This is a genomic window from Flavobacterium araucananum (assembly GCF_002222055.1).
GTDB lineage: Bacteria > Bacteroidota > Bacteroidia > Flavobacteriales > Flavobacteriaceae > Flavobacterium > Flavobacterium araucananum.
Genome location: NZ_MUGS01000007.1, coordinates 130,884 through 152,156, shown reverse-complemented (window position 1 = coordinate 152,156; position 21,273 = coordinate 130,884). Strand labels below are relative to the sequence as shown.

General features: G+C 36.4%; 12 protein-coding genes. 8 read left to right on the top strand and 4 right to left on the bottom strand.

Annotated features, from left to right (window positions below):
- Window positions 1–293: 293 nt before the first annotated feature.
- The 4 genes from B0A64_RS07455 to B0A64_RS07440 form a co-directional block, all read right to left on the bottom strand.
- On the bottom strand, window positions 294–920 hold the full coding sequence (locus B0A64_RS07455) for an outer membrane beta-barrel protein (protein ID WP_089478886.1): 627 nt from the start codon (window positions 918–920) through the stop codon (window positions 294–296).
- A 190-nt stretch (window positions 921–1,110) separates the two neighbouring features.
- Window positions 1,111–2,907, bottom strand: coding sequence for a translation elongation factor 4 (gene lepA, locus B0A64_RS07450; RefSeq protein WP_089478885.1), 1,797 nt, complete (start codon window positions 2,905–2,907; stop codon window positions 1,111–1,113).
- 163 nt (window positions 2,908–3,070) lie between these two features.
- Window positions 3,071–3,805 carry an NUDIX hydrolase gene (locus B0A64_RS07445; RefSeq protein WP_089478884.1) on the bottom strand — a complete coding sequence of 245 codons (735 nt, stop codon included), beginning with the start codon at window positions 3,803–3,805 and terminating at the stop codon, window positions 3,071–3,073.
- On the bottom strand, window positions 3,805–4,521 hold the full coding sequence (locus tag B0A64_RS07440) for an NUDIX hydrolase (protein WP_089478883.1): 717 nt from the start codon (window positions 4,519–4,521) through the stop codon (window positions 3,805–3,807). Before B0A64_RS07440 ends, B0A64_RS07445 begins: the two co-directional genes overlap by 1 nt.
- Before the next feature lie 389 nt (window positions 4,522–4,910).
- Between B0A64_RS07440 and B0A64_RS07435 the strand changes: the two genes are divergently transcribed.
- From B0A64_RS07435 to B0A64_RS07400, 8 genes are all read left to right on the top strand, one after another.
- Window positions 4,911–6,404 (top strand): xylulokinase, encoded by a 1,494-nt coding sequence (locus tag B0A64_RS07435; RefSeq protein WP_089478882.1) that lies wholly within the window; start codon window positions 4,911–4,913, stop codon window positions 6,402–6,404.
- Between the two features lie 2 nt (window positions 6,405–6,406).
- Window positions 6,407–7,726 (top strand): xylose isomerase, encoded by a 1,320-nt coding sequence (gene xylA / locus B0A64_RS07430; protein ID WP_089478881.1) that lies wholly within the window; start codon window positions 6,407–6,409, stop codon window positions 7,724–7,726.
- A gap of 49 nt (window positions 7,727–7,775) precedes the next feature.
- On the top strand, window positions 7,776–10,862 hold the full coding sequence (locus tag B0A64_RS07425; RefSeq protein ID WP_089478909.1) for a SusC/RagA family TonB-linked outer membrane protein: 3,087 nt from the start codon (window positions 7,776–7,778) through the stop codon (window positions 10,860–10,862).
- 12 nt (window positions 10,863–10,874) lie between these two features.
- Window positions 10,875–12,452, top strand: a complete 1,578-nt coding sequence (locus tag B0A64_RS07420; protein ID WP_089478908.1) for a RagB/SusD family nutrient uptake outer membrane protein — start codon at window positions 10,875–10,877, stop codon at window positions 12,450–12,452.
- 20 nt (window positions 12,453–12,472) lie between these two features.
- Window positions 12,473–13,333, top strand: a complete 861-nt coding sequence (locus B0A64_RS07415; protein WP_089478880.1) for a hypothetical protein — start codon at window positions 12,473–12,475, stop codon at window positions 13,331–13,333.
- 93 nt (window positions 13,334–13,426) lie between these two features.
- Window positions 13,427–15,916, top strand: coding sequence for a glycoside hydrolase family 2 TIM barrel-domain containing protein (locus tag B0A64_RS07410; protein WP_089478879.1), 2,490 nt, complete (start codon window positions 13,427–13,429; stop codon window positions 15,914–15,916).
- Between the two features lie 231 nt (window positions 15,917–16,147).
- Entirely contained in the window at window positions 16,148–18,547 is a 2,400-nt protein-coding gene (locus B0A64_RS07405) for a glycoside hydrolase family 31 protein (RefSeq protein WP_089478878.1), read from the top strand.
- Window positions 18,548–19,136: 589 nt separating this feature from the next.
- Window positions 19,137–21,140, top strand: a complete 2,004-nt coding sequence (locus B0A64_RS07400) for a glycoside hydrolase family 97 protein (protein WP_089478877.1) — start codon at window positions 19,137–19,139, stop codon at window positions 21,138–21,140.
- The last annotated feature ends 133 nt before the right edge of the window (window positions 21,141–21,273 follow it).

The following is a 21,273-nucleotide window of genomic DNA, read 5'->3' as shown; positions in this document are numbered from 1 at the left end:
GGATCAAATATACAAAGGTTCAGAGTTTAAAGAACCAATAAAGCTATCCCAAATTAGGACAGATTCAGGGTGAAAAAATTATCAAAATCTGTATCTGTAAGGCGCATTACACAGTAGAGATACGCTCTGAAAGAGCATTGGCAATAGCATGGTGCGGAGCACCATGAAATAAGCCCAGTAAGGGCGAAAGAATATCCCCGAAGCAAACGTTTATTATATTATTTATTTAAGAAAAACAAAAAACCCGATAGCGAAAGTTATCGGGTTTTTCTCTATTCTATTTTAAGCAATTTTTAGAATTTGTATAATAAACCAAATTTAGGTTGCGCAAAAATATTATTAAACAAATTGATATTTAGTTCAAAAGTATCAGAAGAGGAACCATTTTCAGGTTTTGAATTGTTGTATGTTAAAATATCAGCAAGAGCAAATGTAGCAGCCCATTTCTTGGTAAAGAAATAGTTTAATCCGACAGTAACATTTGCTTTAATTCCGTTTGAAGTATTCTCTACATGTGATATTTCCGTTTTAGTATGATTGTATCCTAAACCTGCTTCTCCAAATACTTTAAGGCGTTTGGCATCGAGTTCTAAGAAATAGTATCTCGCAAATGCACCAATACCAAATGCATTGTTCTTTGTTTCTAAGAGAGTTCCTTTGAATGCTGTAGATCCGGATATATTAGCGTCTAATCCTATAGCCAGTTTATCAGATAGTAGATATCCAAATTTAGGATTGATCCCAAATGAGTTAGAATCATCTTTTACGGTAGTTACGGATATACCTCCCTCAACAAACATATCTCCTTTTTGAAAAGTGATACCTTTTGCTGAATGTAATTCTTGTTCAACTTCTTTTTGTTGTGCGTTGGCAAACGAAAAAGTAAATAATGCTATAATAGCAGCGATTTTTGATTTCATAATAAATAAAGTTTAAATAGTTAATGTATGTTTGTGTGTTTTTCACGATGTAAAAATAAATCAAAAAACTTACAAAATATTATATTTTTGTAAGTTTTTATTTAATATAAATTATTTTAACACAAAATAAAACCCGATACCATAAGTTATCGGGTTCAATCTATATCTATTCTCTTTATTCTAAGAAAGTCTAATCATTCAATTTTAAAACCGCCATAAATGCTTCTTGCGGAATCTCTACGTTTCCTACCTGACGCATACGTTTTTTACCTTTTTTCTGTTTTTCCAGCAATTTACGTTTACGGGAGATATCTCCACCATAACATTTTGCGGTAACGTCTTTACGAAGTGCTTTAATCGTTTCACGAGCAATAATCTTAGCCCCAATTGCAGCCTGGATCGGAATGTCAAATTGTTGTCTTGGGATTAATTCACGTAATTTCTCGGTCATTTTTTTACCAATATTGTATGCATTGTCTTCGTGAATCAAAGCCGAAAGGGCATCAACTGTTTGGGCATTCAAAAGAACATCCAGTTTTACTAATTTTGAAGTCCTCATTCCAATCGGAGAGTAGTCAAATGAAGCATAACCTTTAGAAACTGTTTTTAGACGATCATAAAAATCGAATACAATTTCTGCCAATGGCATATCAAAATTCAGTTCAACACGTTCTGTAGTCAAATAGGTTTGGTTGGTAATCACACCACGTTTTTCGATACACAAACTCATTACGTTTCCAACAAAGTCAGATTTTGTAATGATTGTTGCTTTAATATAAGGTTCTTCGACTCTGTCTAAACGAGAAGGTTCAGGTAAGTCAGAAGGATTGTTTACAACGAAAGGAACGTCGGGTTCTTTTTTGGTATAAGCCAAATACGAAACGTTAGGTACAGTAGTAATTACTGTCATGTCGAACTCACGCTCTAAACGTTCCTGGATGATTTCCATGTGAAGCATTCCTAAGAATCCGCAACGGAAACCAAATCCTAAAGCAGCAGAACTTTCAGGAGTAAAAACTAACGAAGCATCATTTAGTTGCAGTTTTTCCATCGAAGAACGCAAATCTTCATAATCCTCTGTATCGACAGGATAAATTCCGGCAAATACCATAGGTTTTACATCCTCAAAACCAGTAATCATATTAGTGGTAGGCGTTTTGGCATCTGTTAGCGTATCTCCAACTTTTACATCTTTGGCTTCTTTAATTCCTGAAATTAAATAACCAACATCACCTGCAGAAATTACATTTTTAGGAACCTGATTTAATTTTAAAGTTCCAATTTCGTCAGCAAAATATTCATTTCCGGTGGCCATGAATTTAATTTTTTGCCCTTTTTTAATTTGTCCGTTTTTCACACGAAAAATTACCTCGATTCCACGAAACGGATTGTAATGCGAATCAAAGATCAAAGCCTGTAATGGCTCATCTACGTTTCCTGACGGAGGTGGGATTTTTTCGATAATGGCAGCCAAAATATTTTCGACACCAAAACCTGTTTTTCCTGAGGCATGAATAATATCTTCCAGTTTACATCCTAATAAATCGATAATATCATCGCTAACTTCTTCAGGATTAGCACTTGGTAAATCTACTTTGTTCAAAACCGGAATAATTTCCAGGTCATTCTCTAAAGCCAGATATAAGTTTGAAATCGTTTGTGCCTGAATACTTTGAGCAGCATCAACAATCAAAAGCGCACCCTCGCAGGCAGCAATAGATCGGGAAACTTCGTATGAAAAGTCAACGTGACCGGGAGTATCAATTAAATTTAAAATATATTCTTCTCCTTTATAAGTATATTCCATCTGAATGGCGTGACTCTTAATGGTAATTCCACGCTCGCGTTCCAGATCCATGTTGTCAAGCAATTGAGCTTTTTCTTCACGAGCTGTAACGGTTTGTGTAGCGCCCAATAAGCGGTCTGCCAGTGTACTTTTACCGTGGTCAATGTGTGCAATAATGCAAAAGTTACGTATCTTCTTCATTTTAATAGATCAATTCTCGTAGCGAGTTTTAAGTATTTCAGGATATAAATTTGCGCTATAGCAATTGCTTTAGAGCTTGTTATTAAGGCGCAAAGATAGCGCAAAGTTTTGGATTCTGGAATGTAGTTGTTCGATAGTTGAATTCTAAGATTTAAAACAATGCTTAAAATTCAAAATTAAATCCTTTTTCTGTAAGTTTTTTGTAAATATCAGCATCAAATTTGTATAATTTGGCGGCACGATGCGACACCTCTTGCTGTTTCTCATCAAGAGGTACTAATAATTTCATGTGCAAAATCTTTCTTCGAAAATTTGATTTGTCTAATTCGATCCCTAATATTTCTTCATACAAATGCATGAGTTGTAATAAGGTGAATTTATCCGGCAAAAGATTAAAACCTATTGGTGCCTGACGCACGCGATTGCGCAATTGCATCAGGCTAAATTCGAGGATTTCGTTATGGTCAAAAATTAAATTTGGAATATCCTGAATCTTATGCCATTTTGCTTCAATTACAGAAACGCTGGCTTTAATATTATAGTCTTCGCGATTTAGCAAAGTATAATAGCCAACTGTGATTACTCTGGTACTTTTTACACGATCAGGATCCGTAAAAGCTTTTAGCTGTTCCAGATAAATGTTGTCAAGACCGGTAAGCTCATATAAAATTCGAAGTGCAGCATTATCAACACTTTCTTCCAGATATAAGTTTCCACCCAGGAGCCCCCATTTTCCTATACTTGCTCCTTCGGCGTGTTGCACCAGGAGAACTTCAAGATTTTTTTTGTCAAAAGAAAAAATAACGCAGTCAATCGAAATGCCGTCTATAACCAATTGTGCCTTTGCATTTAAAACAGTATTAGTTTCCGGAATGTTTTTAGAAGATAAAAATGTCATTAAAATTCAAAATTAAATCCTTTTTCTGTAAGTTTCTTATAAATCGCAGGATCAAATTGATACAATTTTGCGGCTCTGTGCGAAACGTCTTGTTGTTTTTCATCTAAAGCAACTAATAATTTCATGTGTAGAATTTTTCTGCGAAAATTAGATTTATCCATTTCAACCCCTAAAACCTCCTCATATAAATGCATTAATTGCAATAAAGTAAATTTTTCCGGTAACAAATTAAACCCAATCGGGGCCTGACGAACCCTGTTTTGAAGGTGTTTTAGACTATAGGCTAAAATTTCGTTATGGTCATAAATCAAATCCGGAATGTTATTGATCTTATACCATTTTGCATCAGCAGCAGTAAAACCGGCCTTAATATTATAATCTTCTCTTTTTACCAAAGCATAATAACCAATCGTAATAACACGTCGAAGCGGGAAACGGTCCGGATCTCCAAAGGCTTTCAATTGCTCTAAGTAGATGTTGTCAAGACCCGTAAGTTCGTTCAATAATCGATGTGCGGCATCGTCAGTACTTTCTTTTTTATAGATCCAGCCTCCCGGAAGTCCCCATTTTCCTTTACTAATCCCTTCTCCATGTTGAACCAAAAGTACTTCTAAACTTCCTTTATCAAACCCAAATATCACACAGTCAATCGTGATCGCGTTCATTGCGGTTTGCTCGCCTTTTAGAGCAGAATCGTCGGATACATTCTTAACCATAGACTATCTAAATTTTGACAAATTAAATAAATAAATGAATACTTGCCTTCATTAAAGCTTTATATTTTTTTTAACGAAATAATTTTCTGACAATCAGTTGTTTGTAATTATCATAAAAATGCCATTTTAAACTATTTATTCTTAAATGGCTGATTGTCAAAATGCTAATTCGTTATTTTTTTTATATTTTTTTCTTCCTTTTAAACCTATAATTTATTGTATTCATAAAAATCAAGTTATAATAATCAGAAATGAAAAAAATTAACCCTAATATTTTGTTAATATAGAAAAAATGTTTTACACTTGTAGTCAAAATAACCATAAGATAAGTTCGATTTGACTATAAGTTTAAAAAGGACAAATCTATAACTAACTTAAAATACCACCAAATGTTTTTTTTAGGAATTGATTTAGGAAGCTCTTCGATAAAATTATCAGTTTTCGATCCTGAAAAGGGTTCGACTATTGGCGCAGTTAGCGTTCCTGATTTTGAAATGCCAATTGTAGCCCCAAAATTTGGTTGGGCAGAACAAGATCCGGAATCCTGGTGGCAATTTGTACAAGACGGAATCAAACAATTAGGTTCAAAAGGGGATATTGATTTAAAAAAAATTGTCGGAATCGGAATTGCCTATCAAATGCATGGTTTGGTTTTGACAGATGAGAATTTAAATCCCGTTCGTTCTTCGATTATCTGGTGCGACAGTCGTGCTGCGAGTATTGGAGACGAAATTTATGATAAAATGGGTGCCACAAATTGTCAGCAACAAATTTTAGGAAGTCCCGGAAATTTTACCGCTTCAAAACTAAAATGGGTAAAAGACAATGAGCCGGAAGTTTTTGCAAAAGCAAAATATATGATGCTTCCGGGAGATTTTATCGCAGCCAAATTATCAAAAACAGCACAAATAAGCACTTCAGGATTGTCTGAAGCGGCTTTATGGAATTTCTCGGAAGGAAAACTTGCAACCGAAATCCTTTCTCAAATGGGATTATCAGCAGATATTGTTCCTGAAATTGTTTCAAATTTTGGCATTCAGGCAACTATTCACTCCCGGATTGCACAAGAACTAGGATTAAATCCTGATGTAAAAATCACGTACAGAGCCGGAGACCAACCTAACAATGCTTTGTCATTGAATGTTCTAAAACCCGGAGAAATTGCTACAACAGCCGGAACATCGGCAGTAGTTTATGCCGTAAGCGATCAGGATGCTTACGACAAACAAAACAGAATCAATACTTTTTTACACGTCAATAATACGGAAGTCGAAAAACGAAATGGCGTAATGCTGTGCATTAATGGTTCTGGGATTTTATACCAATGGTTGCGAAAAATCATGTCGGTTGACAGAGCTCAATTAATTGCGTACGAAAAACTAAACGCCGAAGCTGCAAAAGTAGAAGCAGGAAGCAACGGACTTCGTTTTTATCCTTTCGGAAATGGTGTAGAAAGAATTTTTAACAATAAAAATGCAACTTCAGGCATTCAGAATTTAAACTTCAATATTCATCAATCCTCACATTTGGTACGTGCAGCCTGCGAGGGAATCGTGTTTGCCATGAACTACGGTTTTGATGTTATGAAAGAAGTTGGGGTTTCAGGAACCGTTGTCAGAGCCGGAAATTCGAACCTGTTTTTAAGTCCGGTTTTTAGAGAAATCTTTACCAACACCACACAAACAACTTTAGAATTATACAATACATCCGGAGCCGATGGTGCTGCAAGAGGTGCTGCTTATGGTTATGGATTTTACAATTCACTGGACGAAGCATTCCGTGGATTACAGTGTTTAGATCGAATAGAACCTACTAAAATCCTGACCGGTCAATATCAGGATTTATATCAAGAATGGAAAAATCAAATTAAAATAGAACTATAATAATGAGCACAACTAATCAATATTTTAAAAACATCGATACAATTAAGTTCGAAGGCAGAGAGAGTGATAATCCGTTAGCGTTTAAATGGTACGATGAAAATCGTGTTGTTGCGGGAAAAACATTAAAAGAGCATTTGCGCTTTTCGATGGCATACTGGCACACGCTATGCAACACCGGAGGAGATCCGTTTGGAGCTTCGACTGAAACTTTTTCGTGGAATAAAAATGAAAATGCAATTTTAAGAGCCAAAGACAAAATGGATGCGGCTTTTGAATTCATGACCAAATTAGGTTTGCCATATTATTGTTTTCATGATGTTGATGTGGTCGATGATGCGCCAACATTAGCTGAGTTTGAAACTCGTATTCAGACTATGGTCGAATATGCGAAACAAAAACAACAAGAATCAGGAATTAAATTGTTGTGGGGAACCTCAAATTTATTCAGTAATCCCCGTTACATGAATGGTGCTGCAACAAACCCAAACTTTGATGTTTTGGCATACGCAGGAGCTCAGGCAAAAATTGCAATCGATGCAACAATTGCATTGGGTGGTGAGAATTATGTTTTCTGGGGAGGACGTGAAGGATATATGAGTTTGTTGAATACGGACATGAAAAGAGAATTAGACCATTTAGGCAGATTCCTGAACACTTGTAAAGATTATGCCCGTAAAGAAGGTTTTAAAGGAAACTTCCTGATCGAACCAAAACCTATGGAACCTACCAAACATCAATATGATTATGATGCAGCGACTTCATTAGGATTTATTAATAAATACGGACTTCAAAACGATTTCAAATTAAACCTTGAAGTAAACCACGCAACTCTTGCCGGACATTCTTTTGAGCACGAATTGCAAGTTGCTGTCGATGCCGGAATGTTAGGAAGCATTGATGCCAATCGTGGAGATTACCAAAATGGTTGGGATACAGACCAGTTTCCTATCAATTTGCAAGAAGTAACACAAGCCATGTTGGTAATCCTTGAAGGTGGAGGAATTCAGGGTGGAGGAGTAAACTTTGATGCAAAAGTGAGAAGAAATTCAATCGATTTAGAAGACAAATTTATCGCACATATTTCAGGAATGGATGTTTTTGCCAGAGGATTAATCTGTGCAGATCAAATACTACAAAATACAGATTACAAAAAATTACGCACACAACGTTACAGTTCATTTGACAGTGGTAACGGAGCAAAGTTCGAAAACGGAGAATTATCTCTTGAAGATCTAAGCAAAATTGCCCGTGCAAGTGGAGAACCACAACCATTAAGTGGAAGACAAGAATTATTCGAACAAATTATTTCGAATGCATACTAAATTAAATTATAAGGTAACTAACTATAAATTTAACCAATTCTTAATTATTATGAAAAGCAAATATTGTATAAAAACAACAATGCTTCCGTTTTGTATAGCGCTGTTGCTAAGCGTTTTTACGATACAATCTGGTTTTGCTCAGGAATCCAAATTTGTTAGCGGAACAGTAAAATCGGCTACAGATGGTATGGGAGTTCCGGGTGCAAGTATTGCAGTCGAAGGAACCAAATCGGCTACAGTTACTGATTTTGATGGAAATTACAAATTAGAAGCAAAAACGGGAGACGTATTATTAATTAGTTTTATTGGATACAAAACTCAAAAAGTAACGGTTGGAACTCAAAAAACAATCAATATTTCATTGAAAGAAGAAACATCTGAACTTAAAGAAATTGTTGTTATCGGTTACGGTACACAAAAGAAAAAAGTAAATACAGCAGCAACGTCATTAGTATCCGGAAAAGACATCCAGAATGTAGCAAGTCTTGATGTTGTAAATGCTTTGCAAGGTCAGGCTTCAGGAGTAAATGTTACATCATCTTCAGGACAACCTGGTGCAGGAATGGTCGTAAACATTCGTGGAGTAGGTACAGCAGGAAACAGTACACCGCTTTATGTAGTAGATGGTGTTGTTGTAGATAACGGTATTGGGTATCTTGACCCTTCGGCTATAGAAAGAATCGATGTACTTAAAGATGCTTCGGCTGGATCTATTTATGGTGCAAGAGCAGCAAACGGTGTTATTTTGGTAACAACCAAAAAAGGTAAAGAAGGTAAAATAAATGTAGCGTTCAATACCTACACCGGTTTTCAGCAAGTAGCAAAAAAACTGGATTTATTAAACACGCAGGAATATACGACTATCATGAACGAAGCTCGTGTAAATTCTGGTTTAACACCTTTGTACTCACAAGCACAAATTGCAGCTTTCCCAAATCACGATTGGCAGAAAGACTTATTTAATAATGGCGCAATGAAACAAAATCACTCCCTTACAATTAGCGGAGGAGATAAAAAATCAACCATTTCTACCGGATTATCCTATTACGGACAAGAAGGTTTAATTGGCGGAGTAACCAACCAATCTGATTATAATCGTGTTACATTCAATGTAAACTCAACCTCAGAAGTGATTGAAAATCATTTAAAAATTGGAGAAAATTTCTCATTTGCCAATATCAAAAGTTCAGGAGTTGCAGATCAGGGAATTTACAGCAACGGAATCAGAAGCTTCCTGAATGCTGCGCCAATTGATGCTGCTTACGATGCAAATGGTGGTTTTGCCCATTCGGCTATTTCGGCTGATATCAGCAATCCGTTAGGATCATTGTATTACAATAACTTCAACGAAACGAAATCGAACCGTTATGTTGGAAATATTTTTGCGGAATTAAAATTCTTAAAAAACTTTACCTACAGAACCAGTTTTGGTGTGGATATGACAGATGGTAACTACCGTTCGTTCAGACCGGTTTATTCACTGTCTTCAAACGATAATAATACCGTTTCGAGTGTTACTCAAAACGCAACTAAATCATTAGGCTGGATTTTCGAAAACACAATACAATACAAAGCTACAGTTGCCGGAGCACATAATTTTGATGTATTAGTAGGTACTTCTGCCAAGAAGAATACATCAGATTATATGGAAGCAACAGGTAAAAACTTAACTTTTGATGATTTTGCACATGCTTACTTAAGCAATGCTACAGATCAAACCTCAAATACAGTAAAAGGAAACCGTGCAGATTATGCGATTCAATCTTATTTTGGACGTTTGTTGTACGATTACAATAATAAATACCTGTTTACAGCAACCATAAGAAGAGACGGTTCATCGAACTTTGCAGACTCAAACAGATACGGAAATTTCCCATCGGTTTCTGCAGGTTGGAACGTTGATAAAGAAAGTTTCTTCCCGGAAAACAAAGTAGTAAGCAACCTTAAACTTAGAGCAAGTTGGGGACAAAATGGTAACGACCAGATTCCTGCCTTCTCTTATATGTCAACCATTAGTTCTTACAATAAAAACTACCATTTTGGTACAACAGACGAAACATTGCAAACAGGAGCAAGCCCGGATCAACTTTCTAACCGTAACCTAAAATGGGAAACATCAGAACAATTAGATTTTGGTTTGGATGCTACCTTGTTTACCAATTTTACCTTAACGTTTGATTATTACGATAAAAAAACAAAAGACTGGTTGGTTTTGGCCTCTATCCCAACTTATGCAGGAGCAACTGCACCCTATATTAACGGTGGAGATATTCAAAATAAAGGGATCGAGTTAGCACTTGCTTATCATACTAAAATTGGTAAAGACTGGAACTTCTCTGTAAACGGAAATATTTCGCATAACGAAAACAAAGTCATTAGAGTTGCCAACAGCGAAGGAATTATTCACGGAGACACAAATTTATTGTTTCAGGGATCAGATGAGATCAACCGTGTCGAGGTAGGACAGCCAATAGGATATTTCTACGGATTAAAAACAGCCGGAGTTTTCCAGAATGCTGCCGAAGTTGCTGCAGGTGTACAACCAGGAGCACAACCGGGAGATGTTCGTTTTGTAGATTTAAATGGCGACGGAAAAATTGATGCCAATGATAAAACAAAAATCGGAAATCCAAATCCTGATTTTACGTATGGTTTAAATTTTGACCTTTCCTACAAAGCATTTGATCTTTCTGTTTATACCTATGGAGTTGCAGGTAGTCAGAACGTATTTGCGGTTCATGATCCTACACGTGCTTACACCAATAACACCACTGATATTTTGAACAGATGGACTACAGAAGGAAGTTCTGACAGAATACCTAGAGTTACCTACGGAGCAGATACAAACGGAAACTATACTAAATTTTCTGATTTGTATGTTCAAAATGCAGATTTCTACAGAATTAAAAGTGCTACTGTTGGATGTGATCTGACAAAATTGACGGAGAAATTAAAATTCTTTAGCAAGTTCAGATTGTATGTTGCAGCAAACAACCTATTCACTTTTACAAAATATCAGGGAATGGATCCGGAAATTGGTTTCGGAAACACCAATCAAACCTGGGCAAAAGGAATCGACGTTGGTTTTTATCCACAGCCAAGAACCTACATGATGGGTCTTAATGTTAACTTTTAAATTATGAAAACGATGAAAACATATATAAAATTATTTGCTGTATCAAGCTTGTTGGTTTTAGGAGCTTGTTCGACTGATTTTTTAGACACAGAGCCGTCTACAACCAAGGTTGAAGAAAATTTTTATAAAACCCCAAACGATGCTTACCAAGGATTAATTGCCATTTATGATGTCTTGCAAAGGGAGGCTTACGGAGGACCTTTGTTGATTAGTGAGCAGGCATCTGATGATTGTTTTGGAGGATATGGTGTCGCAGATGCACAGGCAGATATCGAATGGGACCGTTTTTTATACGTGACCAATAAAGATATGAATGCTGATGTCTGGAAAAATTCTTACTTAGGAATTTACAGAGCCAATATTCTATTAGAAAATCTAAGCAAAGTAAACTGGGGAGCAGATATTGCGCTAAAAACAAGATACGAAGCCGAAGCTCGTTTTTTAAGAGCACACTTTCATTTTCAGGCAGCAAAAATGTTTGGAGACATAGTGCCATTAGATCATACGATCACGGCTAGCGAGTTTCAATTGCCAAGACAAGCGGCAGAAGTTACGTATGCTTTGATTGCGAATGACCTGAAATTTGCTGCTGATAATTTAAGCAATGACAATTATTCTCAAAAAGGAAATGCCAATTACGGACGTATTACAAAATGGGCTGCCGAAGCTTATTTGGCAAGAACCTTTTTATTCTACACAGATTATTATAAAAAAGCAGATATGGCTGGTGTCGTAACAAAAGCACAAGCGACAACTTATATCAATGATGTGGTTAGCAATAGCGGACATGGCTTGGTTACTGACTTTGCGAATCTTTGGCTGGCAGCTTCTTTCGAAAATTTTGCCGGAGAAGACAATACAGAGATGGTTTGGGCAGTACGTTTTAATGGTTCAGGAAAAGGAGATTGGAACCTAAACGAAGGAAACCGTTTTCAGGTAAATATTGCGCCTCGTGGCGGATCAATAGGCAGATATGCAACAGGTTGGGGTGGAGCAACAGTAAACCCAAAACTATACAATGCGTATGAAACCGGAGATACCCGTAGAGATGCAACTATTATAAATTATGCAGGCGAAGGTTTAAATTTTAATGCCGAAGCCAGAGAGCAACGTCAGTACACCGGATATTCATGGAAAAAATATTGCCCGATTACAAATGCAGCAGGAACAGCAATTGTAGAAGCAAACGGAGGAAATTTTCAAATCGATAACTATCAGGATTATGCTATTATTCGTTATGCCGATGTATTATTAATGGCAGCCGAATTGAATTTAGGTACCAACGATGCACTCGCACAAACAGATTTAGATCAGGTTCGCGATCGTGCCTTCAAAAGTGCAACACATAGAGTAACAGTTTCAAAAACAGTTATTATGAATGAGCGTCGTTTAGAATTAGCACTTGAAGGACAACGTTATTTTGACTTAATCAGACAAGGTGTTGATGTTGCAAAAGCAGCTATCGATAACACTGCAACTGATTCTCAGTTTAATATAACTTTTAGAACAGAAACTTTGGGTTGGTTGCCATTACCACAATCTCAAATTGTGCTTTCTAATGGTACGATCAAACAAAATCCAGGTTGGTAATTAACTAAAAACAATTGATTATGAAACGAATATTATACATAATACTAGCTGCAATAACCATAGGTTCAGGATTATTTTCATGCGAGCCTGCAGAAGATCGTGATAGCTTGCCAGCTGTAAGTTTGACACCGGAAACCCTTAAGTTCTCAGTAACACAAAGCACAACCAATACAAACGAAGTAATTTTAAAAAACGAAGACCCAAGCGTAATTGCGTATTGGAGATATGTTGACGCCGGTGGCAATGAATTAGGACATTCGAATAAAAGTGATGATCAGGTTACCTTTCCGTTTGCGGGAAAATATACGGTTTACTTTACCGCTTATGCAAGAGGAGGTTCTGTAGCAGCTGCTCCCGTAGTAGTTAACGTAACCAAAAATGATGAAACCTATTTTAGAGATCCAAAATGGTCTATGCTTTCTAATGGTGTAGCTGGAAAAACCTGGGTATTAGACTTTGTTGACCCTATTGGCTGGGCTGGTTTAGATTATCCAAACAATCCAAAAGGTACTGATTATTGGAACTGGTTTCCGGATTATGCAAGTAATTCATGGGTAATGCCAAGCAAAAACTGGGGCGAAATGACGTTTGATTTAAACGGAGGTTACAATACAAAAGTAACCCAAACCGCTATTGCTACTGATACTCAAACGGCAAAAACAGGAACCTACACTCTTGACATAGCAAACAATAAACTAGCTTTTAATGGTGGAGTAGAATTGCTTTACGGAGGAGATTATCATGGTGATGTCAGTAACTGGAATAGTGTAAAAGTTGTAGAACTTACAGAAACATCTTTGCGATTGGCAGTTATTAGAGATCAAAGCAGAAAAGGAGAAGGTGTAGCTTTGATCGTATTTCATTACAAACCAAAACCATAAATACTTAAAAGTATAAAACAACCGGTAGGGGATTTACAAAGTCACCTATCGGTATGTTTATATTTGTTTTTTAAATCATAAAATCCTTTCCAAATGAACAATAAAAGAGAAAAATTAAACAAAGCATTAGCACTATTTATGCTAATGGGAATTATCTTATTGGGCTCTTGCAGCAAAAAAGAAGATGCTTTCGAGAATAGAAAAGTTTCTTTTAATTCAGATTGGAGTTTTCATTTAAATGATAGTATAACAGACAAAGATACTATTGGAGTTTCGACCAAATGGAGAACCTTAAATGTTCCGCATGATTGGAGTATCGAAGGAAAGTTTGACGAAAAAAGTCCTGCCGGATATGGAGGTGGAGCCCTGAATGGAGGTTTAGGATGGTATAAGAAAACTTTTAAAATAAATACTGCTGATAGTAGTAAAGTAATATCAGTAATCTTTGATGGCGTTTACAAAAACAGCGAAGTTTGGGTAAACGGTCATTATCTGGGTATACGTCCCAACGGATATATAGGTTTTCAATATGAAATTTCCTCCTACTTAAATTACGGAGATAAAAACAACGAAATTATTGTAAAGGTTGACAATTCAAAACAACCCAATTCACGTTGGTATTCAGGATCAGGAATTTTTAGAAATGTCTGGATCGAAACCACCAATAAATTGCATGTTGCACAATGGGGAACTTATGTGACAACGCCAAAAGTTACTACTGAAAAAGCTTCTGTTAATTTTGAAACTACTATTCAAAATCAAAATACAGCTTCAAAAAAAGCAACCGTAACAACTACTATTTTTAAAGAAGATACCAAAGTAACATCGGTTACCCAAAATATAACCATTGGTGCAAACGCAAATCAAATCATCAAACAAGAAACTCAGGTCGAAACGCCAATTTTATGGTCAGTTGAAAAACCGGAATTGTATACAGCAGTTACAGAAATTTCGCTTGACGATAAAATTGTAGATCAATACAAAACCAATTTCGGAATCAGAGATTTTAAATTTGATGTTGATAAAGGTTTTATCCTTAACGGAAAACAAGTCAAAATAAAAGGAGTTTGCATGCATCATGATTTAGGACCATTAGGCTCAGCAATCAATACCCGTGCTATCGAACGTCAGCTTGAAATCCTGAAAGAAATGGGCGTAAACGGAATCAGAACTTCACATAATCCTCCCGCTCCGGAACTTTTAGATTTATGTGATAAAATGGGTTTCATTGTCATGGATGAAGCATTTGATATGTGGAAACAAAACAAAACCAAATATGATTATGCTAACGACTGGGACAAATGGCACAAAAAAGATCTAACAGATCAATTGCTTCGCGACCGTAATCACCCAAGTATTTTTATATGGAGTATTGGAAACGAAATTCCGGAACAATGGAACGAAACTGGTGTTGAAATTGCGAAAGAATTGGCAGCAATTGTACGTCTGAACGATAAAACACGACCGATAACAGCAGCCATGAACCCACCGGTGAACATGAATATTGATGCGGTAACTTTGCAATTTGAGAAAAAGAATGTACAGTTTAATGCCATTGCAAAATCTGGCATATTAGATATAATTGGGTATAATTATGCACATCAGACTTATGCACATCATAAAGAAAATTTCCCTGGAATTCCTTTCATCGCAACCGAAACTACTTCGGGATTACAAACCCGCGGTTATTATGATCAAGTTTCAGATACTATAAAAAAATGGCCGGTAAGTTGGGATAAAAAATTTGATGGAGGTAATCCTGGGAATACTGTTTCGGCTTACGATCAGGTACAAACGCCTTGGGGTTCTACACACGAAGCAACCTGGAAAGTAATTAAAAAGTACGATTTCCTTTCCGGAATGTATATCTGGACAGGTTTCGATTATATTGGAGAACCAACACCTTATGAATGGCCATCAATCAGTTCGTATTTTGGAATTGTAGATCTGGCCGGTTTTCCAAAAGACGTTTATTATATGTACCAAAGCGAATGGACCGATAAAACCGTTTTGCACATTTTCCCGCATTGGAACTGGAAAGCAGGACAAACTGTCGATGTTTGGGCGTACTATAATAATGCTGATGAGGTTGAACTTTTCCTTAACGGAAAATCAGTAGGAGTTCGCAGCAAAAAAGGAGATGATTTGCATGTAATGTGGAGAATTCCTTTTCAATCTGGAACACTAAAAGCAATCTCCCGTAAAAACGGAAAAACAGTTCTGGAAACCGAAATTAAAACAGCCGGAAATCCGAATAACTTAAAGCTTACAGCAGACAGAAGCAACATAAAAGCCGATGGAAATGATTTGTCATTTGTAACTGTAGATATTATGGATGCAAAAGGAACTTTGGCTCCAAATGCCAATAACGAAATCAATTTCTCCCTAAAAGGAAACGGAAAAATTGTAGGCGTTTGCAGCGGAGATCCCGTAAGTCACGAATCCTACAAAGGTTCTAAACATACGGCTCTTACCGGAAAATGTTTAGTGATAGTCCAATCGGATAATAAAACAGGAAGATTAGAATTGACCGCTAAAGCGAATGGATTAAAACCAGCCACAATTGTAATAACAGCAGAATAAATGACCATTGAGGCGAATGTTTTAACACATAGGAACATAGATTTAGTTCGTTCGTAAATAGGCGTTTCACTAATTTAAACACACATAGCTATGTGAAAGAAATGTGTTTCTTTTTGTATTCTTTTAAAGTTAACAAAATCCTATGTTTCTATGTGTTAAATGTTTTTCGCTAATCAGGGGCAACGTATTAAAAATATTATTTTGAATAAAAGTCAACAATAAATTAAACCAATGAAAAACTCACAACTAACATCATTGCTTTCGATCTTTATGTTTGGATTTCTTCTGATGCCAAAAGCATCAGCACAAATTCAGAATGCAGATGTGCTAAATGCCCCAATAGACATTAGCAAGGATTTTCAGAATTATCTGAACACCTTTTATTTTGCCGATGAATTAACAAATTTTGATCCTGCAACAGGAAAAGGAACCATAAAATATCTGAGATACAATTACAAAACACGTCAGGCTTTCAACAACATGATGATGAAACCGGATACCGTTGCAGCAAACGAATTCCCTACAACAGAATATCAGGCTTCACCAGAATTACCGTTTCAAATTCAGTTTGTTTCAGATCGTACGATTAGAATCAAAACCACTTCAGGACCACAATTTCATCCTGAAAAAGAATCCCTAATGTTGATAAATGGCGTTGCACCAAATCATCCTGAATTATGGAAATATTCTAAAATCGAAGGCGGTCACAGTTATACCAGCAAACACGGAAGAGTAGAAATTTTGACCAAACCGTGGCACGTAAAAATCTACGATGAAACCGGAAAATTACTGACAAGTACACTTCACGATTCCGATTTTAAAAATACTTATACACCAACACTTCCGTTTTCGTATGTGCGCAGAAACAGCGATTATTCAAGAAGTATGGGAGCCGCTTTTAGCTTAGAACCGGACGAAAAAATATTTGGTTGCGGAGAATCCTTCACACAATTCAACAAACGCGGACAAAAAGTAGTGTTATGGACCGATGATGCCAACGGAATTCAGAATGAAACAATGTACAAACCAGTTCCGTTTTATATGAGCAGCCGTGGTTACGGAGTTTTTATGCACCATTCGACACCCATAACAGTCGATTTTGGAAGATATTATTCAAGTGCCAACGAAATGTATATTGGCGATGACGAAGCCGATTTGTTTTTCTTTATCGGAGAACCAAAAGACGTTTTAGACCAATACACAGATTTGACCGGAAAAGCTGCAATGCCACCACTTTGGTCATTTGGTTTCTGGATGAGCAGGATCACTTATTTCTCTGAAAAAGAAGGACGACAAGTAGCCAAAGATTTACGTAAATATAAAATCCCAACAGATGTTATTCACTTTGATACCGGTTGGTTTGATGTAGACTGGAGAAACAATTATGAGTTTTCTAAAGATCGTTTTCCAGATGCTCAAAAAATGATGTCAGATCTTAAAGACGATGGATTTCATGTGTGTTTATGGCAATTGCCGTATTTCTCGCCAAAGAATACTTTGTTTAACGAAATCATGGACAAAAATTTAGCCGTAAGAGACCGCAAAGGAAATCTTCCGTACGAAGATGCTGTTCTGGATTTCTCAAATCCGGAAACTGTAAGCTGGTATCAGGCAAAACTAAAACATTTATTCGATCAGGGCGTTTCGGTCTTCAAAGTAGATTTTGGAGAAGCAGCACCACCAGACGGAATTTACCATTCAGGAAGAACAGGATTTTATGAACACAATTTATATCCGTTACGATACAATAAGGCTGTTGCGGAAATTACCCAAAAAGAAAAAGGATACACCTTAATCTGGGCAAGAAGTACCTGGGCAGGATCGCAACGTTACCCATTGCATTGGGGCGGAGACGCAGAAACTACAAACGGAGCAATGTCAGCAGAATTACGTGGCGGACTTTCATTAGGATTAAGCGGATTCAGTTTCTGGAGTCATGACGTAGGAGGATTTGCCACAAAATCGCCAGAGAATTTATACAGAAGATGGGCGCCTTTCGGGATGTTTACCTCACACGTAAGAAGCCACGGAGAACCTCCGCGTGAACCTTGGTTGTACAGCAAAGATTTCCTTGAAGGCTTTAGAAAAGCCGATAATATGCGTTACGAACTAATGCCATACATCTATGCTCAGGCAAAAGAAAGCTCACAAAAAGGATTGCCAATGATGCGTGCATTATTTGTAGAATATCCAAATGATCCCGGAGCCTGGTTAGTAGACAATGAATATTTATTTGGATCAAGTATGTTGGTTGCACCACTTTTTGAAGAAGTGACAGAAAGAGACGTTTACCTTCCCGAAGGAACCTGGATCGATTATCAAACAAAAAAAGTATACCAATCCGGTTGGCATAAAATCAAAGCAGGCGAAGTACCAATTGTAGTTTTAGTAAAAGACGGAACAGCATTGCCACATATCGCTCTGGCACAATCTACAAAAGATATGGATTGGAGCAAATTGACGCTAAAAGTATATGCAAGTGATAAAACTACTACGGCTACAGCCAAAGTATTTTTACCGGACGGTGATGCAGTACAAGAAATAAAAGTTACAAAATCCGGAAACAATTTTGAAGTAACTTCAAATCCGTTGCAAGGAAAAACTACTTTAAAAACCGAGTGGGTAAAATAAAAAAGATAGCCACAAATTGCACTAATTTGCAAAAATTAAATTCGAGATAATTTGTGCAATTCGTGGCAAAAAAACAGCCATAGATTGGAGCGTTTTTGGTCTCGCAGATTTGGCAGATTGAGCAGATTTTTTTAACTTTTAAGATTAGTAAAAAATATAGCTATAGATTAAAATCTGCTAAATCTGCGAGAAAACATACACACAGAAAACAAAGAAATCATTTTAATCTGTGTAATCTGTGGCAAAAAACAGACCTATATTGCACAAATTAAATTCGAGTTAATTCGTGCAATTCGTGGCAAAAAAACAGCCATAGATTGGAGCGTTTTTGGTCTCGCAGATTTGGCAGATTGAGCAGATTTTTTTAATTTTTAAGATTAGTAAAAAATATAGCTATAGATTAAAATCTGCTCAATCTGCGAGAAAACATACACACAGAAAATAAAGAAATCATTTAGAATCCTTTTAATCTGTGGCAAAAAAAATAAATCCAATTTAGGATAAAAATAAGTTTTTGTTGAGTTTTTAAATCGGGTGAAGACATCATAAGCAACACCCGATTTATTAAAAATGAATTAAGAAAAATATCATGAAAAATTACCTCATTCTTCCCGCTTTAGTTCTTTCAATTTCGATTGGATACAGTCAGAAAAATAAAAATGCTTACGAATTGGCTTCGCCGGACGGGCAAAACAAAATCAAATTCGAGTTAGTCAAAAACGCTCCCAAATATGCAGTATCACATGGTAAAACCGAAGTGATTACACCATCAGACATGGGCTTTTTACTAAAAGGAAATGAAAACCTAAGCACCGATTTTGAAATCAAAAGTGTAAAAAACTCCACTTTTGATGAAACCTGGGAACAAGTTTGGGGAGAAAAGAAAAATATTAGAAATCACTACAATCAGTTATCGGTTCAATTACAACAAAAAACGGGAAACAAACGTAAACTTGAAATTCAGTTTCGTGCGTTTGATGACGGAATCGCTTTTAGATATGTTTATCCAAAACAAAGTGTAAAAGACAGTATTTTTATTATGGATGAAAAAACGACTTTTAACCTAAAAGAAGATGGAAAAGCATGGTGGATTCCGGCAAACAGAGAAAACCGTGACGAATATCTATTTAAAGAAGCAGCAGTAAGTACCCTTGATACCGTTTTGACACCGCTTACAATAGAAAGTAAAAGCGGATTGGCCTTGAGTTTTCACGAAGCAAACTTAGTTGATTTTGCCAGTATGACTTTGGTAAACACAACCGGAACACAACTAAAATCTGATTTGGTGCCGTGGGCAGATGGCGTAAAAGTTCGAGTAAAAGACACTTTTACCTCTTCTTGGCGAACACTTCAAATAGGCGAAAAACCAGCAGATTTAATTACGTCTTATCTGATCCTGAATCTAAACGAACCAAACAAAATAAAAAACATCAGCTACTTTAAACCCTACAAATACTTTGGGATTTGGTGGGGAATGCACATTGGGAAATATACCTTTTGGGAAAGCGAAAAACAAGGAGCAACAACCAAACATGCCGAAGAATATATTGATTTTACCGCAAAAGAAGGATTTCATCACCTATTGATCGAAGGCTGGAACAAAGGCTGGACACCACAATGGTACGAAAATCACATGCACATGTTTAGCTTTACCAAAAGTGCAGACAATTTTGACCTGGAAAAAGTAGTCGAATACGGAAACAAAAAAGGCGTAGAACTTATTGGATATCACGAAACAGGATCTAACTTAATTAATTATTTAAAAGAAGTTGATGCAGGTTTTGCCCTATACAAAAAACTTGGAATTCACTCCGTAAAAATTGGTCATGTAGGTTCTAAACTGAACATGAAAGAAAATCACTTTGGACAATTTGGAGTAAATTATTTCAGATATATTTTAGAAAAAGCAGCACAATATGATTTAGCCGTTTTATACCACGAATCCATAAAAGATACCGGAGAACGTCGTACATTTCCAAATATGGTTTCGAGAGAAGCAGCACGCGGACAAGAATACAACGCCTGGAGCGAAGGAAATCCGCCAAACCACTTAACCATTATTCCGTTTACCAGATTACTATCAGGGCCAATGGATTTTACACCGGGGATTTTTGATGTTGAGGTAAAACAAGGATATCCGGGCAAAAGAGTACACGGAACAACAGCACAACAATTAGCATTGTACGTTACAATTTATGCACCAATCCAGATGATGGCAGATCTTCCTGAAAATTATGAAGGAAAACCGGCATTGCAATTCTTAAAAGATGTTCCAACAGATTGGGAAGACACAAAAGTATTAGACGGAAAAATTGGAGAATACATTACAACAGTTCGTAAAGACAGAAACAGCGCCGATTGGTATTTAGGAACCATTACAAACGAAAACGCAAGAGATGTAAATGTTTCTCTTTCATTCTTAGATCCAAGCGCCACTTACGAAGCACAAATTTATGCGGATGCAGAAGGAACAGATGAAACACATAACCCATCAGCAGTAGCGATTTCTAAGAAAACTGTAAAAGCTTCAGATGCATTAAAATTGCATTTAGGAGGAGCAGGCGGAACAGCAATTAGATTTAAAAAATTGTAATAAAACCCGTTAGTTGTAATTCTAAATATTTTATTTAAACACATAGAAACATAGATTTTATAGTAAAAAAGAATGCAAAAAGAAACACATTTCCTTCACATAGCGATACTCTGTGTATTTTAATTAGTGAAAC